Genomic DNA, 21,520 nt, shown 5'->3' with positions numbered 1-21,520 from the left:
GGCTCGGAGCGTCAGAACCTGTCACCTCCATGTTCGCGAAGGAGGCAGAGGGCGTTGACGAGAGCCATCTCCTCGACGGTCTGGCACGGCGTTTCGAGAAGCTTCGGATTGGCGAGCACGATGGCGGTGGTCTTTGCGCGGGAGACCGCGACGTTGATCCGATTGAGGGAGAAGAGGAACTCGATGTCCCGCGGCAGTTCGTCGCCGCTGGACGTCGTCATCGACACGATGCAGATCGGCGCCTCCTGGCCCTGGAACTTGTCCACGGTGCCGATCCTCAATTGCGCCGGCAGTCCGGTGCGCAGGGCGTTCACCTGCGCGTTGTACGGCGCGACCACGATGATGTCGGAGAGGCCGATCGTCCGCTCGGTGCCGTCCGAGGCGCGGAACCTGCCTCCGACGAGGCGTTCGACGATGCCGCCGATCTCGTCGACTTCCTCGGGGCTGACCTGGGATCTCCCCTCGTGGGACACCGGCCGCAGTCCCGCGCCGACCAGGCGGACGCCGTCGGCGTCGTGGAGCGACTGCTCGGCGGCGACCGGATGTGAGTGGAGCCTGCCCTCGTACGCCGCCTCGGAGACGAATCCGCATACGTCGGGATGCATGCGGCGGGAGACGGGGATGAAGACGCCCCGGTCGGACGGGATGACGCGGTGCCCGTCGATCAGATACTCGAGGCAGGACTGGCCGCTGCTGCCGGGATGGCTGCCCTTCAGCGGCTGCGGGAGCTGCATGGGGTCGCCGACGAGCACGAGGTTGCGGGCGCACCGGCTCATCGCGAGGATGTTGGCGAGCGAGACCTGACCGGCTTCGTCGACGAACAGATGGTCGAAGACGGCGTCCTTGTAGCGGGCGAAGTGCCAGGCGGTCGCGCCGACGACGTGCGCACCCGCGATCTCGGGCGCGTCGTTGTCCTGCACGAGCGTCACGCCGGGGTGCGGTGCTTCCCCGCCGTCGCCGCCGCCCTTCTGGACGACCGAACACGCCACGCCGTCGGCCGCCGCGCGGTCGGCGACGGCTTCGAGCAGGTTGCCGATTGCCTTGTGGCTGTTCGAGGAAACCGCCACGCGCCGCCCCGATCGCACGAGATCGACGATCGAGAGCGCGCTCACGTACGTCTTCCCGGTCCCCGGCGGTCCCTGGATGGCGAGGGTCGTGTCGGCCATCGCGCCGATCGCCGCGCTGGTCCGTTCCGGAAGCTCCGCTTCCGACGGGACCACGCCGTCCGGACGTCGACCGTCGATGAACAGCGGGGGAGCCTTCGCGAGAAGATGCTCGACGGCCTGCAGGCTTCCGGGTCGCGAGATCAGCGTCTCGATCACGGCGGCGACGGACTCGCGCAGCGTCTTGTTGGAGATCGGCTTCTCCGGGATCAGGTCCAGGCGATCGGGCAGCGCGCCCTTGGCGGCGGAGCGACGGAGAACGAGGGTACCGGCCCGATGATCGATCGACCTGAGGTCGACGTCCTCCGGCAGCGACGCCGGCTTGACGCACGGCTTCGATCCGGAGCGCAGCTTCGTCTCCTGGGGCGGAAAGCGGTAGGTCCGCTCGAACGACTTGGCCGTGACCTGCACGGGGGCTGCCTCCGCCTCCAGGCCCTGAAGGCAGTCGAGATCGTCGATGAGGTCGTCGCTCTCGGTCGCCAGCCTGTCGAAGATCGACCACCACACCGGCTTGTCCTCGCGCTGATGGAAGCCGGCGAGATCCACGAGCAGTTCGGCGACGTCGTCGCCGAGATGATTTCGCACCGGTGCCAATCGTCCGCGGAGAACTTCCGCCATGCGATCCTCGTCCGCCGCCTCCAGCAGACCATCCGTCGCCGCCGTCGTAGCGCGGATCGGCCACGGCAGATCGGCGGGTCGGACCTCCCGCACGAGCCAGTCCCGCAGGAGCTGCGTCGAGATGCAGTCGGTTCGGTTGTAGTCGTGGATCTTGGCGAGGAGCTCGTCGTCGCCGTCCTCCCGCCAGCGCTCGTAGAAGACCACGCTTGCACCTGCCGTGGCGACGTCGCCCGCGCGCTTCTCCATGTAGAAGGCCTCGAGGTCCTTTATGGAATAGCCCTTCTCGGAGGCGACCATGGCGCCGGACACGACCTTCAGCAGATCGACGAAGCGGCGGTCGCGCTGCAGCTGGTCCATCGCGGCCTCGCGCACCCGATGTTCGGAGGTCAGCCGACGAAGCGCGGCGATCTCGTAGTTGGCGTAGTGGTAGACGTGCGCGCCGGGGTGCCGCTGCATGTGCGTGGTCAGGAAGTCCAGCAGATCGGCAACGCTGCGGCCCTCCGCGGCGCGGTCGTGGGCCCAGAACGCGCGGAAGATCCACTCGCCGTCCTGCCGGTACCACACGCCATGCAGGTACTCGAGGCCGCCGGGAAAGTACGGATCCCCTTCGATGTCGTAGAAGACGTCGCCCTCATGAGGTTCGGGCAGCAGATCGAAGCCCTTGCCGGGGTCGAGATCGCGCAGCTCGAAGGCCGGATCGCCGCCGGCGCGGCGGTTCGACTGCAGGCGGGCCTGCACGCGGAGTCGAGCCAGCGTGTTGGGCGCAAGACGGGGAACCCGATCCTGGAGGCCGGCGAGACCTGCCATGGTGGTGACGCCGACGGCTTCGAGCTTCCCGCGCTGAGAACGGGAGATGCCGGCCACCAGCGCCAAGCTGTCGGTGCGATCCCATTCGAGCCTGCAGTGTTCGCGCCAGCGGCACAGACCGCATGCTGCCACGGGATCAGGCGCGGTGGCGGGTCGCTCGCTCAGGAATTCCTCGAAGCGCTCGCGGGCGTAACGCGCATAGGAGGAGACCTCAGCGAGACGAACGCTGTGTCGGGTGCCGTTTCCAAGTTCGAGATGCGCCTGCGACGGCGTCGTACCCTGCATCTCGGCGAGGAGATCCGAATAGAGGGCAAGCTGCAGGACGTGCTTGGGATCGGGGCGGCGCTTGAGCTTGGTGTCCACGACCTCGTACGACCATCCGCCGAGCGCGGAGGGCGTTTCCACCTTCTCGAGGAAGTCGGAGTAGCCGCCCCAGGCGCCTTGGAGGAACGCGCCCTGGAAGACGACGTCCGCACCTTGTCGAAGGGCATCCCTCGTCAGTGCCGTGGACGTCGCGATCGACAGTCCTCCCTTCGGTATCTCGACGACGCTCCTACCGGCCGACTTGAGGCCTTCCAGGAACTTCATCTCGTGCGCATCGCCCTGACGTTGCAGCAGCTCGGCCTCGTCGGACTCGGCTGCGGGCACGATGTCGCCGATCTCCAGCTGCCGCAGATCCAGCGTCGTCGCATGTCGACAACCCTTGAAGCGCATCAGGTCGGTCGCCGAGAGGCGCAGTTCACCGTCGAGGAGACGCATCGTGTTCCTTTCGCTTCCGGAATAGCATAGAAGGGGTGTCAGAACTTGTCATGGGGTCTGTCTGTTGTCGTTTTCGAAGGCGGTCGAACTGGTGAGGTTGGCGCAGATGGCGACGCGCCGCTCCGGCGTGACGCTGAACGACATCGCCGACGAGTTCGGCTGCTCGCACCGGACCGCCCAGCGGATGACCGAAGCGCTGGAGAGCGCGTTTCCTCAGACCGAGCGGCGGATCGGGGACGATGCGCGGGCGCGATGGTCGTTGCCGGTGAGGGCGGTCGCGCCGCTTCTCACACCTTCTCCCGACGAACTCGCATCTCTGGTGGCGGCGATCGCGGAGCTCGATCAGGCAGGTATGACGCGGGAGGCGGCGACTGCCCGGCGTCTCGAACGCAAGGTGCGCGCGCTCATCCCGCCCGAGGTCGATGCGCGTCTCGCGGTCGACGAGGAGGCGATGCTCGAGGCGCTGGGGCACGCCGCCCGTCCCGGCCCCCGCCCCGCGAACCTCGCTGCGGTCGACGATGCGATATACGATGCCATCAAGGGCCTTCGGCTCCTGCGCATACTCTACCGGCGCCGCGACGAGGACGAGCCGAGGGAACGCGTGGTCGCGCCGCATGGTCTGCTTCTCGGCGTTCGCCGCTATCTCGTGGCGCTCGACGTGGCGAAGACGGGAGGGCGCCTGCAGCACTACCGGGTCGAGGAGATCTACGAGGCCGTCGTGCTGGACGAGGGGTTCGTCATGGACAGCGGTTTCAGCATCCAGAGGCACGCGGAGCGGGGCTTCGGATCCTTCGAGAGCGAGGCGCAGCACGGCGAGGTGATCTGGCGGTTCTCTCCGAACGCGGCGCCGCATGCTCGCCGATACGTCTTCCATCCGACCCAGCGCCTCGAGGACGAGGCCGATGGTTCGCTGCTCGTCAGATTCATGGCATCCGGGCACCTGGAGATGTGCTGGCACCTCTACGCCTGGGGTTCGTCCGTCGAGGTGATCGCCCCCGAAGCCCTCCGTCGCCTGGTGGACGGTCATCGACGGGACTTCGAGGCGCTGCCGTGAATTGACACCCGCCTGCGCGCCTGTGCAGCATGTTCCGAGCCGGGATTCCGCCGAGTACGGCGATCGGTCGCAGGCTGTTCGGGGGCGAAGGGTTCATGAGGATGATCGAGGCGACCACGGGTGTTTCTGATCGCCGCCGACGCGTCGACGCCTGGATCGCGAGTCTGACCAAGGCCGAGGATCAGGCACGATCGAAGGTCGATGCGGCTGAGAAGCTGAAGCCTCGTTCCTACCTCATCAACTACCGCGTCGGCACCGAGAACAGCGTCGCCAAGGGGACGGAAGGTCAGCGACGCTCCGCCCTCGTCGAGATGATCCAGTCCCTCCGGTTGCTGGAGAAGCACATCTCCACATCGACCTGGTTGGTCATCGCCAACATCCAGGATGCGAAGGAGCTCTCCGATCTCCTCTGCGCGCCGCTCGACGCCGATCTGGACGGCCTCCACGTTACCTGGGTGAGCGCTAGCAACCGGGCGACCTTCGGTGAAACGGGTCTGGAATCTTGAACGACGTATGCCGATGAGCGACCGCTCGAAGGCCGTGGCGGTAGCGCTGTTCGCGCTCTCCCCGACCTACCTCCTGGCGGACGTGCAGAAGCGGAAGCGCGATCCTGCCGGCAGGACGATGCTGATCCGTCGCCGAAACGTCGTCTATCTCGTGACGGGTATGATCCTTGCTGGCATCGCCCTCGTCGTGACGCGCCATGGGACCGGGCGGCCGCCCTGGAGCACGTGGTGGCCGATCATGGCGCCGATCGCGTGGTACCTGCAGTCCAGGTGCCACGAGATCTTCCTCGCCTTCTACTTCGACGCGTTCGACAAGCTCAGACCGGGACTGGAGCCGTCGAGCACGTTGGAGTGGCCGACCAGGGTGCGCCTCGCGCTGAACAGCTACGTCGAGCTGATCCTGGACTTCTCCGTCCTCTACGCCATGTTGCCCGCCGACATGTGGCAGAAGGGTGCGCAGCGCCCGGGAATGTTCACCGACCTGCTGACGTACAGTGCGATGACGATCACCACGAGCGGCGGCGGCGGTTTCGTCGCGTGCCATCCGCTGCTTCAGCTGATGAGCACGTACGAGGTCTTCTGCGGCCTACTGCTGCTGGTGGTCAGCTTCACGATTTACACGGGGCGCGGACTGTCTGAGCGGTCCGGGAACTGACTCGGGCGGCGCCCGCCGCCACGTGGACGGTGGACCGCGGAAACGTGACCCGCGTCGGCCCATGGGGTCCGCTTCGGTTCTCTGGACGATCACCCGCCCGACCGCGGACTAGGCGGCAGGGGGGGCGTACACATGCGATGTCGTCCCGGCGGTGCTCGCGGCACCCGCGCGTCGGGGACTGCGCCCGATCGCGTTCACGGCGATGCGCGCAAGGCCGACACGGGAGGCCTGCCCGCTCCTTGATCCAGTCACCGCGATACGGGCTGCAATGTCGAACCAGGCAAGGCGCAACGTTCGTCTCCTTCTCTCGACCATCCGAATGTACGTGCCCCCGGAAGACCAATGAAGAATGGCGCCGATACTGACAATCCACTGTGGATTTCTTGCACATCGATTATGAGAGGAGTGCGATGATTTCAGGATGGTGGTGCAATTTGCAGGATGAACAGTGGTCTCGAAGCCGCTTGTTTGGCAGAACTTCTCGTTAACCACCTTTTGTTCTTACATTCAGCGAAATATGTGATAATCGTTCTCCCATGAAGAACGAACAGCTCCCCATCAACCCGACGTCGCCACCCGGCTCGCGTCGTCGGGATCGTCCGGCGGCGCGAGGCCCACCATGAACCATGGAGGAGCGACGATGCTCAACGGAACCGAAGCAAGCGCCATCGAGACGATGGAGATGATCAAGGCCTGGCGGGAACTCGCTGTCCGCTGGGAACTGACGTGGCACGAGCGGGTCGCGCTCCTGCCCTGCGGGGGCGAGGACACCTTCTCGCCCCCGCAGGATACCGAAAGGCGCATGCGCATCCTCATCGAGGTCGGCTACCGCCTCAGGTTCGAGGACGACGCCACGCTTTGCGAATGGCTGCGCACGCCTACGGAGATGTGGAACTGGCATTCGCCTCTCGAGGTGATGTCCGCCTCGCTTCCGGATCTGCGGCGGTTCCGTGCGTTCGTCGAGCTGGGACTGGGCGCGTGAGCGGGCCGTACCTGCGGGGACCCGCCCTGCCGCTTCACGAGGTGCTCAGCCGGTGGGATGAGGTCGTGAACCGCTGGGCGCTCGATCCCGAGGAGCGCTGCGGACTGCTCGGCGGGTTCGCTCCCGGGCCCATCGACAGGATCGAGACCTACGAGGTCCTGTGCGGAGAGCAGCGGATGCGCCTGCTGGTCGAGCTCGATCCCATCCTCTCGCGCATCTGGAGGGACGAACGCAGGATCCGCGAATGGCTGCGCGCGGCCAACCCCAGCCTGGCCGATCGGCCGCCCATCGACGTCATGTCGCGTTCCCCCGAATGGGTGCGCTGGGTCATCGACAACATGGGCATGGCCTCGTGACCGCCGGCCGGCGCACCGGACGAGGGCCGGACGTCCGTGACGAGGTCGCGGAGCTCCTCAAGCTCTCGGAACTTCTGGAGTCCGCGCGGCTGCGCGTTTTCCGCCTCCATCTGCAGTCGGCGATCCGGAAGATCTCCCCCATCGTCGTCGACCTCGCCGAGCTGGTCGGTACAACTATCGATGACGTCGCGGCGGCGTTCCGTCCGTCGCCGCAGTGGCCTGCCGTTCACCTGAGCATGGTGGATGGGCCGCAGGAGCGAAGCTCGCGCAATGCGGGGCTCGACGGAGGCATGCTGGGAGCCGAGGCTTCGGTTTGGTTCACCGGGTCGCACGCCCTCTCGCCTGAGCAGGTGACCTGCAGCTTCACGCTCTTGAATGGTCGGATCGAGGCGATGGCGGTCATCGGCGGCGCTTCGATCCAGACCAGTGTGGATCGCGCCAGCATCCTGCTGCCGGCGACGGAGGATGACGTCCGCCTCGTTGTCGGCGACGACGCCGATCTGCTGCCTTCGACCGATCTTCTCTCCGGGCGGGGCTACGGGATCGAGCGCGTCGACGACGGCTTCGTGCCGGGGCGAACGCTGGTCACGCTGTGGACCGGGATGCGCGATGTGGGACTGATGGCGGGCGGCGACCCGTGCGGCGGCGGGGTGTCCGACGATGGCGATTGAACTTGGCGACGTGATGCGTCGCATCGACGCCGAGGAGGCCCGCGTCGAGGCGGCCCATCGCGTCGAGCAGCTGCGGATCTTCCGGATGAGGCTCCAGCTCAACGTGACCTGGATATCGCCCTTCGTCCGCGATCTGGCCGACGCCAGCCAGATCGGGTTGGAAGGCTTGGCCGACATGCTCAGGCCCCATCCTCTTCTCGGGAAGCGCTCGGCTCTACTGCCTCCTCGGCGGCAGTCGCTGCGTCCGGCCAAGGGCGTCGCGGGACGAAAATCGCCGAACTCGCCCTGGTCGAGGGAGTCCGACAGGCTGATGGCGTATTCGATGTCCCGTAAGGGCGTGATCCTTCGGACGCGGCCCAACAGCGGGCAGCTCGGCTTCATGGTGTCCGGCGCGCATCTGCTCGCTGCCGGCTGGTTGGGCGAATGCTGGTTCCACACTGACGGTGACCTGGCGCACATCGTTCTGCGCAGCGAGATGCCGGAGACCCTCATCGCGGCCTCAGTCGGTCGTACGATAGGGCAGATCATCTCGCATCCGACCCTCGACGGACGCGACTATCCGGTGACACGTGCAATCCGAATCTACGATCAGCCCGCGGTCGCTTTCGTCTTCCGGACGAACGTCGTTCCGTTCGAAATGCCTTGGGCGGGCCTCTTGAACTTCGCGATGGCCGATGGATCTTCGTCAAAGGACTGACGGATATGATCAGGTCCACTGTTTCCGACATGTGGCGGTCGATTTCACGAACGGGACCGGCTGGGGTGATTAAAGCAACCGGAGGGCGCCAACGCGTCGATCTACTCACCTGCCGCGAATGCGTCTTCGAGGCGTCGAACGAGAAGACGGTGCAACGATTCCGGTTGCGCGAGCGGCCCAAGCATGGCCGAAGCAACGAGCAGATCGGAATGCGGAATAGACGTAGGCCTGATCCATTCCGCACCGGTGAGCTCCCCATAGAGGCACAAAGCAGTGGCGAAAGGCACTTCGCCCACGTCGTCGACGCCAAATGCCGCCTCGGCGAGAAGATGACCGTGCATACGGGCGAGCAGCCCCACGCGATTGCGACGCAGCGCGTCGGGCGGGACCGCCTCCATTATGTCCAGCAGCAAGCGGGTGTGATCGCGGTTCATGCAGCACATCTCCCTGCAGCGGGCTCGCTAAGAGCTAAGTGTTCATGACCTGCGCCACGGATGCCATATGGCCCGTCGAGCTTCGCTGGCGCGAGGAACGGATCGGGCGCGGACACCGGCTCGCGCAACCGGTCCGCATCGTGGTCTCGCCGAAGACACTTGCAGGTATCGTCGGATATGCCGCGTCGCGTGCTCACGGCGGCGAGTTCGAGTTGACGATGGCATCCGGCGCCGTTCTGATGGTGCACGGAGCGGAACTGGAGCGCTGGGCCAGTGATCCGACCGGTCTGCCGCGGGAGATGCCCGACACCATCTGGCGTGTTGATATGGCCCATATGTCCGAAGTGGCCGAGGCGATCGAGGGGTTTCGTAAAGCTATGGGCGGCCTGGTCGCAGCCGGCGTGCTGGCGCCGGCCGCCGCGCAGTGTTTTGTCGAGCGATTTCACGTCGCGATCGCCTCGCTGCCTTTGTCCGCGCTTTCGCTATGGCGCCCCTGAGCCAGCTTGCGTCTTCTTCGTTCGCGCGTCCCACGGGACATTCGGTTGTTGTCCCACTCCAGCTGGTTGATCCGCTCTTCGAGTTTAGCGATCGTGGTGTTCCGCTCACGAACCGCAGCGAGCAGCTTCGATATCTCGACATCCTTCTTCTTCAGCTCCCTGGAAAGGGGAACGTCGGCGGTCGGCCGACGATGACCTTCGAACAGATCCGCCAGATGCCGCGCGTATGTCGTTCGCCAATCGCACTGTTCATTCAGCTCGTTCTTCTTCTTGATCCAACTCTGCTTGTTGAAGGGCATTCCCGCGTCGAAGATGGCCTGCAGGATCGCCGTCGCCGCCTTTCGTGACGTCTCCTTCCTATTCGCGTAGCTAGGCCTAAGGCTCTCCGGCGCGACCGGCAGCCGCGTGACCTTCGACTTTCCGCTGGGTCGTTTTGCCGGATCTCGTTCGTTGTTACGAGGCACAGAACGTCTCCCAGTATCGCATGTTGGCGGCCGCTGATCGACGACTGAGTTGATCGCTCGACACAACATTGGCGCCCTTGGCCGCCCCAGCTCGATAGTATCGACTGTGCCGCTCGACCGCATGACCGAGCCTGAGCATCGTGGTTTCGATGTCTTCGCCTTCGGTCCAACCACGGTTCGCGCTCGAGTGGCGCGTGTCGTGGAACGTGCAGACTTGAATCCCGGCAAGCAGGTATCGCAACCCTGTGAGCAAGTCGCCCGGTGAGATCGGGCGCCCGTTAAAGCTTAGCACGTAGGGGAGTGGATAACAGCGTTCAGCGGTATTTGCATGTGGCTCGATGAGCGGAATGCTTCCGGTGTCCGCATGGCAGAGCCGTACGACCACTTTCGCCATGTCGTCGAAATATATGTAGGTCTCGTCGTCGACCATGTAGAAGCGTTTCGCAAAATCCTTTTTCCCGATGACGACCTGATCGGTCGATTTTCCGGGAACAGCCATCCATCCCGTCCTCCCCGTCGCCGGACCGACGGAGATCACCGGCCAACAGTCGAATTTGTGCGCCATCTGCACAGTCTCGAAAAGCCTGCATCCGGTCATCGCACCCGCTCGGAACGCGAGGTGCGAAGCGCGGATGAGGGCATCGAACTCGTCCAGCGCTATCAGATCGATTCCCTCTTCGCGCGCGAGACGATACAGGAGGCTTCCTTCATGATCGAACGAGAGGAGACCCGATGCACCCGGATGGAACCCGGGCAGTCTCCATCGCTTGATGAGTGTGGCACGCTGCTCGCGATGTTCAACCTCGAGATGCGACGGTGATATCGGCGCGCCGGCGTTGAAGATCGTTGCGAACCATGGAGTGATGCCGTCGCTTCCGTCGTGACGGGTTGTCCGATCGTATTGATAATAGAAACGCCCGAGGCCGAGGTTCTCGCCGGTGGCTTCCGCCTCATAAAGTCGACGCGCCGCCTGGTTCGCGCGCCTGGGCCCATCGCCTGCGAGACGCTTCCAAAGCGCGTCGCCCGTCCAGAGCCAACCATGAATCGTCTGCAAGCCAGCGCCATCGTAAGTCCCGTCCTCACTCAGTGCCCAGCTCAGGGTCTCGATTTTGATCCTGCCGGAAGGTTCGTCGAGCACCGCGGACCTTTCGGCAAACACATCGTCTGTGACGTCGGCCAATTGATCGCAGCGTCGGCGTGCGGCGGCGATGATGAAGTCGAACTTGTCCGAAAGCTCGGCTGTGCGCTTTTTGCGCTCGACGCTGTATTCCCGGGCGCCCTGGAATCGTTGCTTGTAACGTGAGCGGAACTGATTCGGCGCGACGTGGCTCACGGGAACGAACGGTCGCAGGTCAGCGCCCCCGGTCGGCGAGGAACTGGCGACAGCGTCAGTCTGCTTGACCAGACTGAGCCATAGGCTCGTGAGATCGTCGCGGTGATTAGCGCTTAGGCCTTCGCCCACCGTGTCGTCGATCGCCAGCCCGTCAAGAAACCGCGTGACCTGCGTCTGGTCGGCTATGTCTACATCGGCCTCAGTAATCAGGCTGTCGAGGATTTCGAAATTGCGCACTACCTGCTCTAGAAAAGCGAGCTGAAGGCCGCGACCCGCGATCCGTAGCGCGTACAGACTGGCGGCCGGCATGAGCGATCCAAGCTTGGCGAGCCTGGCCAGGATCTTGGGCGGCGGCGAAGGTCGCTCTTCGCCTTCCAGATCGTAGCATGTTGCCGGCGCCTGGATGACGGGCTCAGGCAGTAGCTCGCGGAACTCGTCCGGCAGGATCTCATCTTTGGATCTCGCGAGTCTTCGCCAGATACCGGTTTTGCGGCGTCGCAGATCAGCGTAGGCCGCCTGCGGCTGCTTGGGGAGTATAAGCAGCCCCCTCGCCTCCGGAATGGAAAATACGCCAAGATCGACCATGAACTCGACTGCGGCATCGAGGATCGCGTCGGGATACGGCTCATCCGTCGGGATGCCCAAGATCCTTCTTCGGGCGTTGTAGAGCTCGAATTCGCCATACGTGCGCGGGACATGCGTCTGGGCGCGGAAGATCTGCTGGAGGCGCTCCTTGGTCCAGTCGAGGTCCATGCTGAACCAATGGTGCGCATCCTCATCGATTTCCCGATCTAGGAGACCGAGATCGGCGACGCGGTCGACCCACTCACCATGGATCCCGATTATGTTCTTCGCAGCCGATCGCGACATCCACAGTGTCGATCCTCGGAAGGGCTCGACATCGAGGTAGTCGGTCCTGCTTGCGGGGCGGCCCGGCGTCCCGGGACGGAGGGCGCGGGAAAGAATGTGGACGCGTCCATCGATGCGGATTAGGTCGGGGATCCGCCCCCTCCCGCTTATTTTGGTCATCTCGGCAGACTCCCGTGCAGGCCCCTGATCGCAGGACTGAGTAAGTCCGACGCCGTGTCGCTGCGGTTCATGGTGGTCAGGCGCGGACGCACCTCCTCGGTGAGGTTCATCGCGTCCATCGTGGCGATGCGCTTTTCAAGCCTGATCGTGAGGAAGAAGTTTGCGGCGTACCTTTCGAGCATGCTCGACTTCCAACCGAAGTCCTCCTCGAGCTCCTTCAGCCGCTTTCGTATTTCATCCACCGTCCCTCCCGCGCCGAAGGTCCGGGCGACCTGCGCGGTGACGTTGGCCCGTCGCAGCCAATGCGGTGCCGCAAGCTTCTGTCCCCGCGTCGACTCCACGTAGACCTTGTGCCGGATCATGCATGGCCGGAACCAGTCGCTGCGGAAGTTCGAGCCCGTGAGTTTTTTCCCTTGGGCGTTGGGATAAAGCGGGTGTCGCATCAACTCATCTAGCTTCCCTTCGCCGAGCAGCTCTCTGAGTGCCGCCATGCTGGGTATCGAGCTGTCCGCCTTGTGCCTGCGGTCGAAGCTGTCGGCGAGGTTTTGCCGATGCTCTTCGCTGATGACGACGACCTTGTCCCGGACGCCGTTCGTTCCCTTGTCCGGGGCGATCATGGCGCGGCCGAAGCGTGACCCGACAGCCCAGTCGGCGGCCGTCAGAACGTGCGTGTCCTCGAACCGGCCACCACCGTCGACGAGTGCTCTGACGAGTAACACCGCGCCGGGTGGCCATTCGTGGCCAGCCGCGAGATCCGCATTGACGGCTGCCAGCACGCGGCGACCCAACCCGACAGGATCGTGCGGCAGCGGTGGATACCAGTCGCGGTTTGCGATTCGGAAGTGGTTGCCGCTGTCATCACCGATGTGCCCCTGCTCGTTCTTTCCCGTGTTGCCCGCTGCGACCCGCGCGGCCGAACCCTGCTCCCAGCCATTCACCTCGAGGGGGTTCCAGTCGGTGTACAAGCCGTTGGTTCGAAGGGCGTCGTAGAAGTCGCGCGTCACGCGGATGGCGATCTGGATGTCGCCAGTGTTGCCGTCGCTGCGCTTGACCGATCTGGATTTGTCCCGGCGTCCGCGCGCTGGCCCCACTGTGCAACCCAAGGATTCTAGAAACTTCTCGAAGCGCGCCCGCGCGGTCGCGATGTCCTCGTCGAGCAGGGCGTCGCACCGCTCCCCGTCCTCGAACTCGAAGCTCAAAAAGCGTTCGAGCTGAAGACTGTATTTGCCATGTTCGGAGGATTTCGAAAGATCGGCTAGCGCCTCGCGGGCAGCCTCGGCGAGGTCGTCGTCCCAACCTTCGGGGCCGAGAACGTGGGCGGTGCCGTTGTCCTCATAACGAATGGAATATCGATCTGGCATGCCGGCCCTCTGGGTATACTGATCAAGTTTCACAATGTCACATGCTTAGGAACGCACGGGAGCTACCCAATTCCGTGCGTTTTTAAGCATATTGCACGTGCAATATGCGCATGCGTGACATAGTTGTCCGGAACGTCTCCGTCGGCGTTCTGGATGGGTCTCGCATTGATCGCCAACAGAGGCCTTCCCGTTCATAAGCGCCGGGGGAGACTTGCCGGGCGATCCATGGATCTAAGGTTCACGAGGTCGGATCGGCTGTCGAGAAGCGAGCCGACCATGCGCCAACCGGTCAGAAGATAACTCCCATCTCCGCGGCTGAGCGCCTGCTCGTGCAACAGCAATAGGTATGTTGCGATGCAGTCCAACTGCCCTTTGCGCACATGCAGCGGCGGATCACCCTGTCGTCCAATTTCCGGTAATGGGATGTCGAAGCCAGCGCATGCCTCTCGAAGCGACCCGGCATTGTTCGGCGGATAGACATCTCTGGCAAGATCGAGGTGCGTTCCGCCCCCGCCGCACCAGTGCGTGAGGCCGGCTCGTTGGAAGAGCATGTGACGCCCCGCCCGCCGACGTATCGTAGGGAGATCATGCCGACGGCCTTCGAACGTCACCAACAGCGCCCCCTCTTCCGCGCCGCGATCGAGATCGTCCGCTAACCTCTCAAGGATCAGGTCCTCGCCATCTTCGTGATATGATCGTAGTTCGATGGGTCGATGATGGGTCGATGAAGCTATCAGCACACATGCCGATCGGATCCGCTGGATTGCGGGTCGCTCGCCGCGCCCGCGTGGCTCGCCCAGCATCGCGAGTGCCGCCGGGTCATTGCCAGTCTCGATGTCGAGGACGATGATCTTCCGCGTGGCCTCTTTTAGAGTCGCTTGAATGTCTCTCAATGGCTATTTCCTTGGCTATTTGATCTGTGGAGTGTGACGATGGGAGAAGCGGACGCTGTGCTGAGCTTCGCTTTTTCCCTCGGGATCGGTGATGACCGGGTCGGCGAGTTGCGCCAGCATTACGCCTTCATTACGGACCTGATGCGGCACTACGGTCAGACGACCAATTGGCATCGAGACAGGGCCTTCCTCGCCGAAGGGGTAGCGATGGAGCTCATGCAGTTCGGCATTCCCGCTGAGCGTGCCGTCGCGCTTGTGGCGCCGGCGGACCGAATTCTCGATGCATTGCAGAGAGAGTGGGATGAGCCCGGTTCAGTGCCACTCTTGATCGCCCAGTTTCCGACCCGCATGACCGTCAACTCGGATATCGCAGTGGGGAGGGATCCACTCGCTTTAGTCGACGCCGCTGCGGTCTTCGAGTGGCTAGAAGCAAAGACCGACGCTGTAGGGCGGCTGCTTCTTCTTCGTGTCAGCGATCTCGTTCAGCGATTGCGGCGGGGAGTTCAACGCCAAAGGTAAACGGACGTGTTGCGGGAGCGCGGATGAGCCTTCAACCGACGGTCAGCCGTCCTTCAGGATGCGATCGTCCCGCGATCGCGAGCACGCATCGGCCTTCGGCGAAGAAGCGCTAGGGGCACCTCCCACAGGGCGAAGCCTGAGCGCTTTGACGACGTCGCGCTGAAGTCTCCGGCGCAGTAGAAGTCCGAGGCCAAGTCGCCGTAAGAGCATTGGTCGACGAACCTGAGTTCGCGCTGCGTCGGAAAGCGTAGTGCCCTCGCCTACCTTCGCCGGTCGGGACGACCACGCCGCGACCGCAATTGGGAGGCGAACAGATCCAGCGCGCCGTATCCACGCCCCCCGATGAACCCGAATTGGACGACGCTAAACCCTGTGTGCGGGCTGGTCCAAGCGGCTCGGAAGTTATCGCATGGATCCTACCGCGCGCTCGACCAAACCTGCGGCATCGAAGGGCGCGCCGATGCCGCTCCGCCTTTCATCTCCATCCCAGAAGCGCCCGGACGACATGCAGAACCAATGCGTCCTCTGCGAGAACGTGATGGAGAGCATGGACTCTCCCTCGTCGTCGTCCTCGCACGAGGCGTGCTCGATGATCATGTCCGGCGACAGGAACGGGTGCTCCATCAACGTCTGGACCGGGCGGCCGACGGCGGCCATCAGCTGCGTCTCCGGAATGGTGGTGCCCCGCACCGAGACGCCGTTCTCCATCCACTGGACGTCGGCGTTGGGATCACCGGTCCCCGCGGTCACATGGCCGTTGCGCGCGGCGATGCACGTGGCGTCGGCCAGCCAGTATATGGCGTGCTTTCCCAGGAGGCGCAGATGCGCGGCGACGTCGCCGTGATGAGCCATGGCGTTGATCGCGAGCTGGTCAACCATCCCGTCCGCTCCCTCCGCCATCATGCTCCGCCGCTTGCGGAGGCCGTTCCGGACGGCCTCCTGCTCGACGTCGAGGATCGGCACCAGCATGGAGGGATGTAGGATGTTGACCTTCTCGATCGCGGGACGAAGACGCTCGTCGAGAGCCTCGATGATGACCTGGAGGTGTGGAATGATCGATCCACGCCAGCGGTCGTAGGTGTCCAGTCGAACATCGATGAGCCTCGTCGGTGTGCCGGCATCGTGCCACCGTGCGAGCACCTTGCGGGCCGCAAGCCTCGCTTCGTGCAGGATCTGAGCGTAACGTTCGAGGTCGCGGCGGACGACCTCCAGCCCCTCCATCGCGTCCGCCACGACTGACGCTCGGGTCGCCGGCCCATGATCGCCGTCTTGATATTCACCTTCGGCGCGAAGGACGACCCCGTGCGCGACTTCGAGATCCATGTCGTAGGACCAGCGGCCTTCCTCGTCCTCCTCCACGACCTCGAAGCTCAGCAGCTGCGGCGGCGATGGTATCTGGGCGTCCGAGAGGGCGTCCAGCAGAGCTTCTATGGTCAGCAGCGCTCCGGTGGGGAGGTCCCGCTGGAGTTCACCATCGATGATGCACTTCTTCATTTCATTTTCTCCTGCCCGACCACGGGCTGAAAGAGGCCAGAGCTGGACAGGTCCTGATGCACACGTCTCGGACATCGACGGGGCGGCGGCGCACCGGCCGGAGCCGGACTGCGCGGTTCCGAGCCCGCCCGCGATGAAGCGACGATGCGACGCCGCTTGCGGAGCGGACGTCGATGTTCCGCCGGCAATCTCCGATCCGATCGAGTGATCCTCACCGACGCACTTGTTCCCTGCCGAGCCGCCGCAGTCCCGAGTGGTAGCGGACAATGCTTGTCCGCTTGATGCTCTTTAGGATCGGTAAAGATGCGGCCGTCGCGGCTTGATTTCCGTCACTGTCGCTCGAGCCGGCGCATCGATCGCGCACGCTCGCGATCGATCGCGGAGCTGAGCCTTCCGTCGGTAAGCTTCGGATGCGGAAGCGGCGCCGCGGGATGCGGAACGACTGGATGTGGGTGAGCCGCGAGCCCGATGGCTCTGCGCTCGGCGGCCGTGTCGAATTACGGAACGGCGTGTCCGATGGTGCTTCCGATCAGCGAGACCAGCCTGTCCATGCAGGCTAGGACGTGCATCTCGGCGGACGCCTCGGCGTGTGCGTACAGGTGCGCATGTCCCATCGGCTCGTCTGCGAGCACGGGGACCAGCCTGCCTTCACTTATGTCCTGGAGGACGAGGGATTCCGGAATCCGCACCAGCCCGAGGCCGGCGATCGCGGCGGCGGCGGCCACCTCGAGGTTCGACGCCACCATCGCGACGGTCCTCGGCCGCCACGTCCGTTCGCCGAACCGCCAGTCGGCCGCGGGATCCGTACCGACGATGATCGCGGCGTGTCCTTCGAGTTCGGCCATTCGCCGCGGCGAGCGCGCGCCTGCGAGATAGCGCGGCGATCCGCAGACGATCAGCGGACTGACGAGGACCAGATGGTCCTGCGCGCGAGCCTCGTCCCGCAGGAGGAACGTCACGTCCGCGCCTTCCGCGCCCTCCTCGATCAAACGGAAGACGGTGTCGCTCTTCCCAGGTGCGGCGGAGGCTTGGATGGCGGGGACGAGGATTCGCGAAGCGACGAGAGGGGGTGCCGCTATCGACACGATCCTCCTGGTGGCGTCCCCGCCTGTAGGGGTTTCGAGATCCCGGAGGGCACCGAGGATCTCCGCGGCCCGGCGGGCGTACTCGAGACCGACCGCGGTCGCGTACGTCCGCTTACCCGACCGTTCCAGAAGATCGAGGCCGAGCCGCCCCTCGAGGTCGCTGACGCGCCGGGAGACCGCGGACTTCGCGATGCCGAGTTCGGCGGCGGCCGCACTGATGCCGCCCGAGGAGACCACGGTGACGAACGTGCGGAGTTCCTCGAATCTGTCCGTCACGGCCTTCCCACGATGCCTTCATTCCCGAAGTGGAGGATGCCTAGCATCTACGCCTTCGCACGCACCAGCCAAGACAGCGTCGACCCGCCCGAAGCGATGGGACGAAGAACGTGGACCCGCGCACGCGTCAATCGGCGCGTGTGTATCGATGGGCCGGCTCGACGCTCACGCCCTCGTCGAAGACGCCGCGCATCTCGACGACGCCGTGGAGTTGGCGCAGGCTCTCGGTGAGCGTCACGCCGGTGTAGTCCACGACGCGGCGCCGCTCGGACCGCGGCGGACCGAACAGCACCTTCGTCACCAGGCGGCCCGGAAGCCTGCTGGCGAGACCGACGATGCCGACGTCCCCGATGTGCATGCCGTCCAGGGTGCTGGGCGTCGTGACGATGATCCTCCCCTTCACCGCATCACGCTCCGATGGTTCGAGACGCTTGTTCCTGCCGTTGACGGCGATGGCCGAGCGGGGCCACTCGCGCGAACCTCTGAAGTGGATGGCTTCGTCGAGCGCATTGGTCAGCAGCTCCGACGTCGAGCGATCAGGGGCGAGGAGAAGGGCGGGCGCGTCGGTCGAAAGGGCGTCCACCGCCAGCATGAAGTCGTAAGCGATGGATTGCGCGTTCTGTGCGACCAGGGTCACGTTCTCTCCGAAGATGCGCCGCAGACTGCGCGCCGGCCCGTCGAAGATCGTGACCACCGCCGGCACCAGCAGACCTTCTTCGACCGCCCTGTAGACGGGGAACATCGTCGCGGGGCGTGGGAAGACCTCCCGCATCCGCTCGCCCAGAAGCATGCCCTGCTCGTCGATCTTGTCGACCAGGGGCTGGGTGAAGGCCAGCATCGCCGGCGAGGTCGGCTGGTGGGAGAGGGTGACGATGTCCTTTCGTCTGCGATGGGGGACCGACATCAGGACGACGTGCGAGCAGCCCAGATCGGCCGCCTTCCGGCGATGATCCTGCTCGACGTCCTGAAGCCACCGCCGCAGGTTGCCGAACGTCTCGACCCATATCTCCCCTGGCAGCGGGATCGCACCTTTCTCGAGTGGCTTGTCGCCGAAGGGGGCGGCGAAGCCCGACTGCTGCAGCAGCGAGGTCAGCTGATCCCGCTCCGCCTTCGTCTCGGTGAGAACCAGGGCGCTGCGGAAGCGGCCTTCCTCCTCGACCTGTCGCAGGATCTGCGCCAGCATGGCGGACACCCCCGCGCCCGTCGGCACCACGGCGATCGCCCGACGTTCCGGGCTGTATTCCAGATCCTCCAGCAGCTGGTCCACCAGCATCGTCTGTGAGGGTGAGAGGGCGTACAGGAGCGGGCTCAATCCAAGCCGCCTGCCGTCCCAGCCCTCAGGCCAGACCACGTCGGTCGCGTTCGCCCGCGTGAAGCGCGCGCCGTCGATGATCGCGCCCGCGAACGATGCGCCTGTGAGGTTCGCTCCGGTGAAGTCGTAGCCGGTGAGGTCGGAACCTGCGAAGTCGACGCCGCTGAGATCGGCATCGATGAAGTCGCGCTTCGGCTTGAGCCTCGCGATCTCCACCAGATGGTCGAATGGCAGACCGTCCGCCTCCAACAGCTTATGCAGCGTACCCCTGATCTCGTCTGAGGACATCATTTGCTGCGCATCTCCACTTCTGAAAGGAGAAGGTGCCCGGAGACTTTCTGGAAGAGCGCGTTCTCCAGGAAGCGCTCCATCACCCGCTTGGTCGCGCGCGCGACGTTGCCCGGCGACGAGAAGCTGCACACGATGTCGCTGCGCGATGCGGTCAGTTCCAGTCGCGCATGCCCCCGTTCGCCCGGAGGCGTCCTGATGCGGCAGAGCACGTGATGACCGAGCACGTCGCCCTTCAGCACTCCCCCTCCGCAACTGGTCATCTCCCAGACGTCGCCCGCGTTCGCCGTCATGCCTGTGGGCGCCGGCGTGCCGCGTCCCAGCCGTTCGTTCTCGACCTTCCCGGTCTCGGAGGTGACGTGGCACAGCGCCCGCCTCAGGCCGACCGACACGTTCAGATCCTTCACGTCGTACTCCATGGTGCCGAACGAGAGGACGGGTGAGACGTCGAAGCTCTCGACGGTGCTTCCCTGGTTGAGCTTTTCCTCCACCTCGATCTGGGCGCAGCGTGCACGGTGATTTCGGACTTGCACGGCGAAGTGGAGCCGCTCGGGCTTCGAAGCTGTCCATTCAGCCGGTTCTGCAGCCGCCCCCGTCGAGACGGACGCCGGCTTCGCGGGATGGCGATCGATACCGGTGACTCCGCCGTCGAGATCCCTCCAGGCGGCGAACGACCTTGGCATGAAGCGCAGCGCGACGGCGCGTCCGGGCTCATCGCTCAGCAGCTCGCGCTCGATCCGCTCCCTGTCGTACTGGACGTACTGGACGTCCCTCAGACCATCGACGATCGCCGTCACGCCGGAACTCGGCAATGTGGAATAGAAGGCCATGAAGCCATGGCAGCCGTTCGAGCTCACCCGGTCGGAGATGTTCCACTCCTCCTTGGACGTGACGGATTTGCCGGAATGAACCTTGTGCTTGCAGCTGACCAGCCAACGCACCTCGCTCGTGCCGATTGCGCCCCTTCTGCTCTCGACGACGATGAGGTCTCGCCCGTTGTCGGCGCCACGATCCGGATGCTCGACGACGTCGAAGCCTTTCGCCTGGAAAAACTCTCTGGCGAACAGCTCGAACGCATCGCGATCGTCGCCGACGTGAGCTGGCGCGATCTCCTTAAAGTCTAGAATCGCCATGGGGATGTTCTGACACGTCCGCGCCGGTTCGTCACGGGCCGGATCGACGCGGAATCCGACCCGCCGTCTGCCATGCGACGGTTGTTGCCGATCACGCCCTCATGAGGATCGACCGCAATCCGTCGACGTTCGCATGCAGCCTGAAGCCGGCCTCCCCGTTCTCTATGATCCGCGCGTGCGCCATGGTCCCGAGGTTGAGCGGGTCGCAGCCGCAGTCCCGGACCAGATCTTCCGCCACGGCCATCGCCTCGACATCGTCGCTCACGAGCGGCACTCCCAGCGGTCGCCCGCCGTGTCGGCGCTCGGCCGAAACGGCGATCTCGTCCGCGTCGACCGAGCTGAACGCCCTGACGAGCCTGGCGCGTGGGAGATGCCGTTGCGTGGTGCGGGCGACGCCCGCGGCTTCGACGGCCGCTATGACCTCGGCGCGGTCAGGCGGGAACGGGTTGCACGCGTCGAGCACGATCCTTCCCGCCAGAGCGTCGCCGACCTGCATCACTAGCGACGGCAGCGCGGGATACCGGACCGAGAGGAGCGCCACTTCGCCGAACTCGGCGGCGTCCAGGAAGCTGCCCGCTATTGCGTTGTCGCCGAGCTCGGCCGTCAATTCCTCGAGCTTGGACGGCGTGCGGGACGAGAAGAGAACCTCGTGACCCGCCTCGACCCACAGCCTGCCGACCGTGCTCCCCAACCATCCGGCTCCGATCACGCCGATCCTCATGCGGCGATCCTCTCGTCCGACAGTGTGTAGGGCGGTGACAAACCCGGCCACGGGAGCGCCGGCATAGGTGCCGGTGCGGCGGAGAGAAATCCTGCCAGTGGTAAGCTGCTCCATTTGGGGCGGCGAGGATGTTTGCCTTGGAGAGCTACGCGGTCGTTCGGCGTTTCGTGTTCGTGGAAGGTCATAGTCGCCGGGAAGCGGCGAAGGTGTTCGGTCTGAGCCGGGACACGGTGGCGAAGATGTGCGCGTTCTCGCTGCCACCAGGCTACCGGCGCGCGAAGCCGCCGGAGAAGCCGAAGCTGGGGCCGCTGTTGCCGGTCATCGACGCCATGCTGCGCGAGGACCGCCTGTCGCCGGCCAGGCAGCAGCACACCGCCAAACGGATCTTCGAGCGGCTGCGCGACGAGCATGGC

At 64.8% G+C, this 21,520-nt stretch carries 20 protein-coding genes and 1 pseudogene; 10 read left to right on the top strand and 11 right to left on the bottom strand.

Features of this window, described 5'->3' with window-relative positions:
• Window positions 1–11: 11 nt before the first annotated feature.
• Complete coding sequence (locus GGR47_RS16115) at window positions 12–3,347, bottom strand: TM0106 family RecB-like putative nuclease (RefSeq protein ID WP_183949590.1); 3,336 nt, start codon at window positions 3,345–3,347, stop codon at window positions 12–14.
• A 64-nt stretch (window positions 3,348–3,411) separates the two neighbouring features.
• Between GGR47_RS16115 and GGR47_RS16110 the strand changes: the two genes are divergently transcribed.
• From GGR47_RS16110 to GGR47_RS16080, 7 genes are all read left to right on the top strand, one after another.
• Window positions 3,412–4,401: a helix-turn-helix transcriptional regulator gene (locus tag GGR47_RS16110; RefSeq protein WP_147036680.1), complete on the top strand. Its 990-nt coding sequence runs from the start codon at window positions 3,412–3,414 to the stop codon at window positions 4,399–4,401.
• A 101-nt stretch (window positions 4,402–4,502) separates the two neighbouring features.
• Window positions 4,503–4,907 (top strand): hypothetical protein, encoded by a 405-nt coding sequence (locus tag GGR47_RS16105; RefSeq protein ID WP_147036679.1) that lies wholly within the window; start codon window positions 4,503–4,505, stop codon window positions 4,905–4,907.
• A 13-nt stretch (window positions 4,908–4,920) separates the two neighbouring features.
• Window positions 4,921–5,562: a hypothetical protein gene (locus tag GGR47_RS16100; RefSeq protein WP_147036678.1), complete on the top strand. Its 642-nt coding sequence runs from the start codon at window positions 4,921–4,923 to the stop codon at window positions 5,560–5,562.
• A 640-nt stretch (window positions 5,563–6,202) separates the two neighbouring features.
• A complete protein-coding gene (locus tag GGR47_RS16095; protein WP_167509763.1) occupies window positions 6,203–6,544 on the top strand; it encodes a hypothetical protein in 342 nt (113 codons plus the stop codon).
• The gene (locus GGR47_RS19340; protein ID WP_167509762.1) at window positions 6,541–6,900 is read left to right on the top strand and encodes an antitoxin Xre/MbcA/ParS toxin-binding domain-containing protein; all 360 of its coding nucleotides are present in this window, start codon (window positions 6,541–6,543) and stop codon (window positions 6,898–6,900) included. The genes GGR47_RS16095 and GGR47_RS19340 overlap by 4 nt, the downstream gene beginning before the upstream one ends.
• The gene (locus GGR47_RS16085) at window positions 6,897–7,571 is read left to right on the top strand and encodes a hypothetical protein (RefSeq protein ID WP_147036676.1); all 675 of its coding nucleotides are present in this window, start codon (window positions 6,897–6,899) and stop codon (window positions 7,569–7,571) included. Before GGR47_RS19340 ends, GGR47_RS16085 begins: the two co-directional genes overlap by 4 nt.
• A complete protein-coding gene (locus GGR47_RS16080) occupies window positions 7,561–8,268 on the top strand; it encodes a hypothetical protein (RefSeq protein ID WP_147036675.1) in 708 nt (235 codons plus the stop codon). Before GGR47_RS16085 ends, GGR47_RS16080 begins: the two co-directional genes overlap by 11 nt.
• Window positions 8,269–8,369: 101 nt before the next feature.
• Here the strand turns inward: GGR47_RS16080 and GGR47_RS16075 are convergent, their stop codons facing one another.
• Window positions 8,370–8,702 carry a hypothetical protein gene (locus GGR47_RS16075; protein WP_147036674.1) on the bottom strand — a complete coding sequence of 111 codons (333 nt, stop codon included), beginning with the start codon at window positions 8,700–8,702 and terminating at the stop codon, window positions 8,370–8,372.
• Window positions 8,703–8,746: 44 nt separating this feature from the next.
• Between GGR47_RS16075 and GGR47_RS16070 the strand changes: the two genes are divergently transcribed.
• The gene (locus tag GGR47_RS16070) at window positions 8,747–9,199 is read left to right on the top strand and encodes a hypothetical protein (RefSeq protein WP_147036673.1); all 453 of its coding nucleotides are present in this window, start codon (window positions 8,747–8,749) and stop codon (window positions 9,197–9,199) included.
• Here GGR47_RS16070 and GGR47_RS16065 read toward each other — a convergent pair.
• The 4 genes from GGR47_RS16065 to GGR47_RS16050 all read right to left on the bottom strand — a co-directional run bounded on the left by GGR47_RS16065 (window position 9,145) and on the right by GGR47_RS16050 (window position 14,279).
• Window positions 9,145–9,663, bottom strand: a complete 519-nt coding sequence (locus GGR47_RS16065; protein WP_147036672.1) for a coiled-coil domain-containing protein — start codon at window positions 9,661–9,663, stop codon at window positions 9,145–9,147. The genes GGR47_RS16070 and GGR47_RS16065 overlap by 55 nt on opposite strands.
• Entirely contained in the window at window positions 9,653–11,866 is a 2,214-nt protein-coding gene (locus tag GGR47_RS16060; RefSeq protein WP_147036671.1) for a site-specific integrase, read from the bottom strand. The genes GGR47_RS16065 and GGR47_RS16060 overlap by 11 nt, the downstream gene beginning before the upstream one ends.
• Window positions 11,867–12,021: 155 nt before the next feature.
• Window positions 12,022–13,386 (bottom strand): hypothetical protein, encoded by a 1,365-nt coding sequence (locus GGR47_RS16055; protein ID WP_147036670.1) that lies wholly within the window; start codon window positions 13,384–13,386, stop codon window positions 12,022–12,024.
• 191 nt (window positions 13,387–13,577) lie between these two features.
• Complete coding sequence (locus GGR47_RS16050) at window positions 13,578–14,279, bottom strand: 3'-5' exonuclease family protein (RefSeq protein WP_147036669.1); 702 nt, start codon at window positions 14,277–14,279, stop codon at window positions 13,578–13,580.
• Window positions 14,280–14,336: 57 nt separating this feature from the next.
• Here GGR47_RS16050 and GGR47_RS16045 point away from each other — a divergent pair, with 57 nt between their 5' ends.
• The gene (locus GGR47_RS16045; RefSeq protein WP_147036668.1) at window positions 14,337–14,798 is read left to right on the top strand and encodes a hypothetical protein; all 462 of its coding nucleotides are present in this window, start codon (window positions 14,337–14,339) and stop codon (window positions 14,796–14,798) included.
• A 402-nt stretch (window positions 14,799–15,200) separates the two neighbouring features.
• On the opposite strand, the gene GGR47_RS16040 is transcribed toward GGR47_RS16045, so the two are convergent.
• The 5 genes from GGR47_RS16040 to GGR47_RS16020 all read right to left on the bottom strand — a co-directional run bounded on the left by GGR47_RS16040 (window position 15,201) and on the right by GGR47_RS16020 (window position 21,107).
• Complete coding sequence (locus GGR47_RS16040; RefSeq protein WP_147036667.1) at window positions 15,201–16,292, bottom strand: hypothetical protein; 1,092 nt, start codon at window positions 16,290–16,292, stop codon at window positions 15,201–15,203.
• Between the two features lie 497 nt (window positions 16,293–16,789).
• The gene (locus tag GGR47_RS16035; protein ID WP_147036666.1) at window positions 16,790–17,653 is read right to left on the bottom strand and encodes a LysR family transcriptional regulator; all 864 of its coding nucleotides are present in this window, start codon (window positions 17,651–17,653) and stop codon (window positions 16,790–16,792) included.
• A 127-nt stretch (window positions 17,654–17,780) separates the two neighbouring features.
• Window positions 17,781–19,256, bottom strand: a complete 1,476-nt coding sequence (locus GGR47_RS16030) for a pentapeptide repeat-containing protein (RefSeq protein ID WP_147036665.1) — start codon at window positions 19,254–19,256, stop codon at window positions 17,781–17,783.
• Complete coding sequence (locus GGR47_RS16025) at window positions 19,253–20,386, bottom strand: restriction endonuclease (RefSeq protein ID WP_147036664.1); 1,134 nt, start codon at window positions 20,384–20,386, stop codon at window positions 19,253–19,255. The genes GGR47_RS16030 and GGR47_RS16025 overlap by 4 nt, the downstream gene beginning before the upstream one ends.
• 91 nt (window positions 20,387–20,477) lie before the next feature.
• Window positions 20,478–21,107 carry an NADPH-dependent F420 reductase gene (locus GGR47_RS16020; RefSeq protein ID WP_183949589.1) on the bottom strand — a complete coding sequence of 210 codons (630 nt, stop codon included), beginning with the start codon at window positions 21,105–21,107 and terminating at the stop codon, window positions 20,478–20,480.
• 128 nt (window positions 21,108–21,235) lie between these two features.
• Here GGR47_RS16020 and GGR47_RS16015 point away from each other — a divergent pair.
• A pseudogene (locus GGR47_RS16015) lies at window positions 21,236–21,520 on the top strand (IS21 family transposase); the annotation flags it as partial.

Source organism: Sphingomonas aquatilis (genome assembly GCF_014196115.1).
Lineage (GTDB): Bacteria > Pseudomonadota > Alphaproteobacteria > Sphingomonadales > Sphingomonadaceae > Sphingomonas > Sphingomonas aquatilis.
This window is presented reverse-complemented; position numbering and strand designations above follow the sequence as displayed.